7 protein-coding genes are annotated in these 6876 nt (G+C 61.5%); 2 read left to right on the top strand and 5 right to left on the bottom strand.

Annotated elements, in window-relative coordinates:
• Positions 1-33: 33 nt before the first annotated feature.
• Together FXB41_RS27295 and FXB41_RS27300 are read right to left on the bottom strand one after the other, a co-directional pair.
• Positions 34-516: a DoxX family protein gene (locus FXB41_RS27295; protein ID WP_007591652.1), complete on the bottom strand. Its 483-nt coding sequence runs from the start codon at positions 514-516 to the stop codon at positions 34-36.
• Positions 517-736: 220 nt separating this feature from the next.
• A complete protein-coding gene (locus FXB41_RS27300; RefSeq protein WP_007591650.1) occupies positions 737-1708 on the bottom strand; it encodes a Bug family tripartite tricarboxylate transporter substrate binding protein in 972 nt (323 codons plus the stop codon).
• Positions 1709-1999: 291 nt separating this feature from the next.
• On the opposite strand from FXB41_RS27300, the gene FXB41_RS27305 reads away from it, so the two are divergent.
• Positions 2000-2938 carry a LysR family transcriptional regulator gene (locus tag FXB41_RS27305; protein WP_219683930.1) on the top strand — a complete coding sequence of 313 codons (939 nt, stop codon included), beginning with the start codon at positions 2000-2002 and terminating at the stop codon, positions 2936-2938.
• Positions 2939-3352: 414 nt separating this feature from the next.
• Here FXB41_RS27305 and FXB41_RS27310 read toward each other — a convergent pair whose 3' ends face one another.
• Complete coding sequence (locus FXB41_RS27310; protein ID WP_219683931.1) at positions 3353-3547, bottom strand: hypothetical protein; 195 nt, start codon at positions 3545-3547, stop codon at positions 3353-3355.
• A 429-nt stretch (positions 3548-3976) separates the two neighbouring features.
• Entirely contained in the window at positions 3977-4204 is a 228-nt protein-coding gene (locus FXB41_RS27315) for a hypothetical protein (RefSeq protein WP_007591641.1), read from the bottom strand.
• A 337-nt stretch (positions 4205-4541) separates the two neighbouring features.
• On the opposite strand from FXB41_RS27315, the gene FXB41_RS27320 reads away from it, so the two are divergent.
• On the top strand, positions 4542-5477 hold the full coding sequence (locus FXB41_RS27320; protein WP_219683932.1) for an arginase family protein: 936 nt from the start codon (positions 4542-4544) through the stop codon (positions 5475-5477).
• Here FXB41_RS27320 and FXB41_RS27325 read toward each other — a convergent pair.
• Positions 5474-6876 (bottom strand): ATP-binding protein (locus FXB41_RS27325; protein ID WP_219683933.1); only part of this gene is annotated, 1403 nt, incomplete at its 5' end. The genes FXB41_RS27320 and FXB41_RS27325 overlap by 4 nt on opposite strands.

A 6876-nucleotide genomic window follows, 5' to 3' on the forward strand; every position in this document is an offset into this window, starting at 1 on the left:
GGCGGCGGTGGTGCTGGCGAGGCGGTGGGGCCATTACTCCGCGGCGACAATCCGCACCAGCTTGCCAGCCGGGGCGACGTCCTGCCGCCGGCCCAGCCAGACCTGCCAGGCCTGCGCGGCCAAAGCGAGGGAGCAGATGCCCCAGAACACCGGATATTCGTATCCGCCCGTGTTCCAGGTCCAGCCAAAGCCCTTCACAGTCTGGAGCGAATAGACCGCCACGGCCATCAGCCCGACCGAACCGAGCGCGGCGAAGCGCGTGCAGATGCCAAGCGTCAGCGCAATGGCGACCGACAATTCGGCCGCGGCGGCGACGTAGACCCAGGCCTCGGGCGGCGACAAGCCAGCAGACGCGAAGAACTTGACGATGGCCGGGTTGAGAACGCCGAAGCCGACGAACTTTCCGGCGACGTGAGGAAGATAGAAGGCGCCGCACGCGATGCGAATGACGTTGTCCATTCGCATGAGGTCGAAGTTGTCTGCTTTGATCCGGAAATCGTCGGGCGCTATGAACATGGCTGCTCTCCTTTCGAACAAGCCTAAACGTCGAAGCGGCAGACGTCCTTGATGCAACTCAAGTCGAGGCTTTCGCAAATGCCTGGGACGGACGCGAAGAAATCGCCGGCCAGGAAAGCTGCGCGATTAGCCTGGCCGAGCTGCGCAAGATCCGATGCGACTGGATCAGTCGAGAAGTGTGAGCGCTGCCGGTGACGACATCGTCGGGATCTCCTGCCTGTTATCTTGCGTCACGGATATCGACCAACTGACGTATTCCGGCGAGCCAACTCCGCTGCCGCTCGATTCCGGCCCTCAATTCGCTTGCGGTTCCGGCAAGCACGTTGTGCCCGCCGGCTTCGAGCTTGCGACGAACCTCGCTGTCTGCACAGATGGCGGCAACGTCGGCCGCAATCCGCGCCTTTACGATCTCCGGCATGTTGCGGCCGCCATAGATTCCGGCGAGACCATCGATCTCGAGTTCGGGGTAGCCAAGCTCGCGCACGGTTTTCACCTCAGGCAATAGCGCAGCTCTGCTTGGATTGATCACCGCCAAGAAGTGCGCCTTGCCGGTTTGCACGGGAGATTGGGATGCCGTCAGCGAGGTGACAAGCACCTGGATTCTTCCCTCTCCCAGATCGGCTTGCGGCTGAGCTCCGTCGCGATAGCTCACATAGTTCATCGAGAGCGAGTGACGCTTGAGAAAGCCCGCAAACACGTATCTCGGCAGCGTGGGAGCCGAAGCCCAGGCATAGTTGCCGGGCTGCGCCTTGAGGACGTCGATTAATTCCGGGATGGTACCGACGCCAATGCCGTTGCTAACCGTGAGAGTGAGAACGATCGATGTAGTGGAGGCGATCGGCAGCAGATCGCGATCCACATCATAAGGAAGCTTGTCGATCAGCAGCGGCGCGACCGTCACCGAACCGATTACAGTATAGAGCAGGGTGTGATCGTCCTGCGCTGAAACGAACGCGCCGACGCCGATTGTCCCTTCGGCACCCGTTCGATCTTCGACGATCACCGGTTTGCCCCACCGTTTGGACAACGCATCCGCGAAAATACGTGCTGCCGCGTCGTTGGCGCTGCCTGGAGGAAACGTCACCACGATCTTCACAGCCCGCTCGGGCCATTCGGCCATGGCTGCCTTTGGCAGCACAGGCGTCAGGCTGCAAAGCAGCAACATCAACAAAGTCCAGCGCTGACGACGCATGACATTCTCCTCAAGACACAGGATATGAGCCGGACCGCTTTGGTTACAAAACGAGGCAGCCGTCGACTGACGACTTCGAAACGCCTAGCCCGTCGGGAGCCCGGCGACATGTCGTTAAAGCTGGCTTCCTCATCACGCTTCCTCGACAATGCAAATTCTGGGATGCAGCGTAGGCACCAGGGCCGGTCGCGTCGAGAAGCTTTGACGAACTTCAGTCGTGAGTTAATATCACGAATACGGGTACCGCCAAGCTTGTGAGGTTTCGTCTTGAATCGCGGCCGTCGCCTCGAAATGCTGATCTGCGCCGCCGACAGCGGCAGCTTTGCTGCGGCGGCACGGATCATGGAGCTGACACCGTCGGCGGTCAGTCGCGGTATCGCCGAGCTGGAGCGCGAGCTTAAGGTCCCCTTGTTCAACCGGACGACGCGTCAGCTCAAGCTCACCCAGGAAGGGATCGACGTCTATCGCAGGGCCGTGGACATTGTTGCCCGCATTACCGAGCTAACAGAAGGCTACACGAAGAGGCATGGGCGGATCAGCGGAATTGTGCGGGTAGGCGTGCAGGCGCCTCTCGCTCGCTATGTCCTGATGCCGAGGCTGGCCAATCTGAACGATCGATACCCCGAGTTGCTCGTCGAGACGCGGCTGACCCAGGATCCCCGCGACATGCAGTCTGAAAACCTCGACGTTCTGCTGCATGTCGGCGAACCTCCGCCGTCCCGGCTGGTGGCGCAGCGGCTCGGTCAGGGTAAGCCGGCCGCGTATGCCTCGCCGGACTATGTCCGTCGTTTTGGCGCACCGGAGCAGCCTGCCGACTTCGTCAATCATCGCTGTCTGCTGTTTCGTCCAGCTTGGTCGATTGGTTCCGTCGACCATTGGAAATTCGAACGCAATGGGATGCTCGAAACGATCCAAATCCGACCTTCGTTCGTCACACCGGATCGCGAAGGCCTGATCGTGGCGGCCTGTGCAGGCGTCGGCGTCATCTACATGGCCTGCTTCGATCCGACTTTCCTGACGTCGGGTCGGCTCACGCGACTGCTGCCGGAATGGTCATGCCCGCCAAGCTTCGGCATTCATCTTTTATACCGGCGTGGCAGCGCCGGCATTCCGCGCGTGGCGGCATTCTTGCGCGTCATGCGCGAGGCGTTTGCCGAGTTCGATTCTCATGAGCTCACGGTGCTTCATGCCAACACGGGGCAAAACCCCGTGCATCGCCGCGGTTGGTAAGGACCTGAACTCTGGGGCTGAACCCGATCGGCATCGATCGACGGCCAGTTCTAGCTAACTCCTGCTGTCCGAAGCCGTTGCTCAGAGAGAAGCATCATACCAGAAGGCCACTCGCGGGGAGATCTCCTATGTTGCCGGCGGGCGCAGTGGACTTTCCGCCTTCTTCCGGTCAGTCGGGTCGTGCAGCGGGCCGGCCGACCGGCTTCGCCTCGGACGGGATTGCCAACCCTGCCCAAAGGCGATCCAGTCTGCACCAGGAAGCTGAACAGGCCATAGAACATTCCCGGCATTTATTCACCGCTCCGACGCAGACCTGTACAGCGGAATGACCGCAAGGGTCCACAAGCGAGAATGCCAACGAGCAGCTCCTTGCTCGAGCCTCACAGCGCAAGGAACGGGTGGAGTTATCTCGCTTCAGGCGCTTGGCAGGCGCCGAGTAAGGAGCTGCCGGCGAGCCTTCTTCAGATCGGTCGCCAGTTTTATTTTCTCTCTCAAAACGAGGATTTCGGAATATTCCTTTTGGATCTCTGGGCGGGTGCGGAGTGCTTCAAGCTGCTGGGCGGTCAGTTTCAATATCGCGGCAATATGCGTACTCTGGATGTGGTGCATGGCAATCAAATCCGCTGTTGGAAAAACGGAACGATACAGCGAACTGCGGTGCGGCGTCGCTGGAAATAAACAGCCAGCCTTACTGTCGTTTTTTGCAGCGCGTCACTGCCCTCGTCAGGTAGGGGGCTGCCGTCTGCTGAAAATGAACTTCTTGACTGCATCAATCGTGCGAGCAAGTTGTCGCGGCCGGCGCCTAAGCGGCGGAGTGACTAGCACAACGAAGAGCACGTTCAGCAGCAGCCAGCAGCCGACCGCGATGAAAATGTACTTCATAACTCCTCAAGGGTGCCCTCGGAAGAGCACTGCAAGAAGAGCGGCAGCAACGACCGCCAGCCAGATCATCGAAACAACGAAGCTGGCGAAATGCCAATCTACGTCGCGGCGCCTGGGCTGCATTGTGTCTCCTTCCGGAGGCCGTGTGTCGTCGTCTCAGCGGCCTCTATCGTCCTTGCCGTTGGGGCTGCCGTCTCCGCCGCCGTTGCCCCAGCCGTTGTTACCGTGATGGTGATGGTCGTGGTGGACCGCGCCTGCGCCCGACTTCGCGATTGCATCCGATGTGAGGGATGTCGACAGGAGTAGGGTGATGGCTGGAGGCGTCACCGCCGCGAACCTTCCGCAGGTTTTTAAGAACTCGCGACGGTCGTCCTGATCCGGCATGCGTTTTCTCCGTCCAGAGGTAAGCCCAAAAATTAAATCACAATAACTAAATTAAATCAATTTAATTTGGTTCCAGAAGAAAGCGGCCCGCCGACTCGTCCACGCCTTCAGGGGCAGCTCGACGCGCGAGAGTCCGCTGTGGTCACAAGCCGCGGATCACGCCCAAGGTGGGAGCTTCCGCTTTGCCTTGGTAAGCCCGACGTTTACGAGGTCACGTCCTAGGCGAGAGCGGCTTCGACCGTTCGGCTCGGCGTCAGGCCAAGAGCAAGTCAGGAACTGGTCCAAGCGTTGCGGATTAGCTCTGTCGCCCGGACTGAGTGCCCCTATCGAGACGGTTATGGCGAGCGAGCGCAATACATTCCTCGGCGTCGCGGCGTGCGACCTTGCTCTGCCTGTTCCGCTGACTCTTGGCGAAGCCGACATTGTCATCTTCGGAGCTGCGGATGCCACGCCGCATTTGAAGGGCAGGACGAGCCATGCCGCGAACGGCCCAGCGGCCATTCGCAATGCGTTGCGCGTTTACCAGACCGACCTTGCCAGGTGGGATTTCGACCAGGACGGAATCCTGCTCGACCCGGAGCAAATCCGGGTCGTTGATGGCGGCGATCTTGCCACGTCACCCGATGCCCCCGAGCAAAACCGGAATGCAATCAGGACGGCCACCAAAAAGATCCTGAGGTCCGGCGCGGTACCCATGCTGCTGGGCGGAGATGATTCAGTGCCCATACCGTTCTTCGGGGCGTTCGAAGACATGGGCAAGCTGACCATCCTGCAGATCGACGCGCATCTGGATTGGAAGGACCGGCGCGACGGCTCAGCACATACTTTTTCCAGTACGATGCGGCGCGCCAGCGAGTTGCCTTGGGTCGAACGCATTGTGCAGGTTGGTTTACGGGGTATCGGCGGCTCGGGCTCGCAGGAGCTCAGTTGCGCGCGGAATTGGGGCTCCAGGATTTTTACAGCACGAGAGGTCAAAAGCCGGGGCGTTCATGTCGTCCTGAGTGCCATCGAGGAAAACGCGAATTGCCTGATCACGATCGACTGCGACGGCCTGGATCCGTCCGTCATTCCGGGTGTGCTTCTGCCGCAGCCTGGCGGCCTGTCCTATTTCGACGTCATAGACCTGATCGCGGGCGTCGCCTCGAAGGCCAGAATTGTCGGTCTCGATCTGGTCGAATTGGTGCCGGAGCGTGATCTGCAGAATATTGGGGCGATCTGCGCAGCGCGGATCATCTGCAACGCCATTGGATGTGTCGCCAAGCAGAAGCGCTAGCCGACCGGCATGTTTCCGAGCGCCTTCCGGATCATCTCGGCGAGCTGGTTGCGGCGGTAGGGTTTTGTCAGGAGCATGACGCCGTCGTCGAGCTTGCCATGGTGGACGATGGCGTTGTCGGTGTAGCCGGAGGTGTAGAGCACCTTCACGCCGGGGCGGATCGTCGCCACCTTGTCCGCGAGCGCGCGCCCGCTCATGCCGCCGGGGATGACGACGTCGGTGAACAGCAGGTCGAACGGCTGGCCGGCCTGGATCAATTCCAGCGCGGCCTTGCTGTCGGGCGCGGCGACGGTCCGGTAGCCGAGGCTCTGGAGCTGCACGGTGACGAAGTTGCGCACCAGCGGATCATCCTCGACCACGAAAATGGTCTCGGCGCCGCCTTCCGCCTGCGGAGTCGTGGTGGGGGCAACCTCGGCCATGCCTTCGCCCGGCGGCAGATAGAGCTTGATCGTGGTGCCGTGGCCTTCCTCGCTGTAGATCTTGATGTGGCCGCCGGACTGCTTGACGAAGCCGTAGACCATGGAGAGGCCGAGGCCGCTTCCCTTGCCGACCTCCTTGGTGGTGAAGAACGGCTCGAACGCCTGCTGCTGCACCTCGGCCGGCATGCCGGTGCCGGTGTCGCTGACGGCGAGCATCACGTAAGGGCCGGGCCGCACGTCGGGATTGTTTTGCGCATAGGCCTGGTCGAGCACGACGCGGTGGGCCTCGAGTAGCAGCTTGCCGCCGTTCGGCATGGCGTCGCGGGCGTTGATTGCCATGTTGAGCAGAGCATTGGTGAGGCGGGACGGATCGATGTGCGCGGTCATCTGCCCCTGTTCGAGCACGGTCTCGATCTCGATCTGCTCGCCGAGAGTGGGGCGCAGCAGTTTCGCGATATCCGCGACCGCGCCGTTGATCTCGACGTTGCGCGGCTGCAGCGGCTGCCTGCGCGCAAAGGCGAGCAGATGCTGGATCAGCTCGGCGCAGCGTTCGGCGGCCTCGTCGATCAGGCGCGCCACGCGCTGGAGCTCGGGCTGCTGCTTCAGGCTTGCCACCAGCGTCTCGGTATTGCCGGAGATCACGGTCAGCATGTTGTTGAAGTCGTGCGCGACGCCGCCGGTNNAAACCAGCACCGCGCCGGAGACGTTGCCTTGCCCGTCCAGCATCGGCCGGCCGCTGATCATGAGATGGCGGGAAGGATTGCCGCTGTGCGGGCGGACGATCATCTCCATATTCTCGAACGGCTCGCCGCGCAGCACGCGTGCCGACGGCAGCTCGTCGGGCTTGAGCGGGGTGACGCCGTCGCCGTGAAACACGCTGGACAGCGCGCGCAGATTGCGCAGGTTCATGCCGGTCCGGTGCAGCAGCATGCGCTCCGCGGCGGGATTGGACAGAAGGACATTGCCTTCGGCATCGATGA

This window comes from Bradyrhizobium canariense (assembly GCF_019402665.1).
GTDB lineage: Bacteria > Pseudomonadota > Alphaproteobacteria > Rhizobiales > Xanthobacteraceae > Bradyrhizobium > Bradyrhizobium canariense.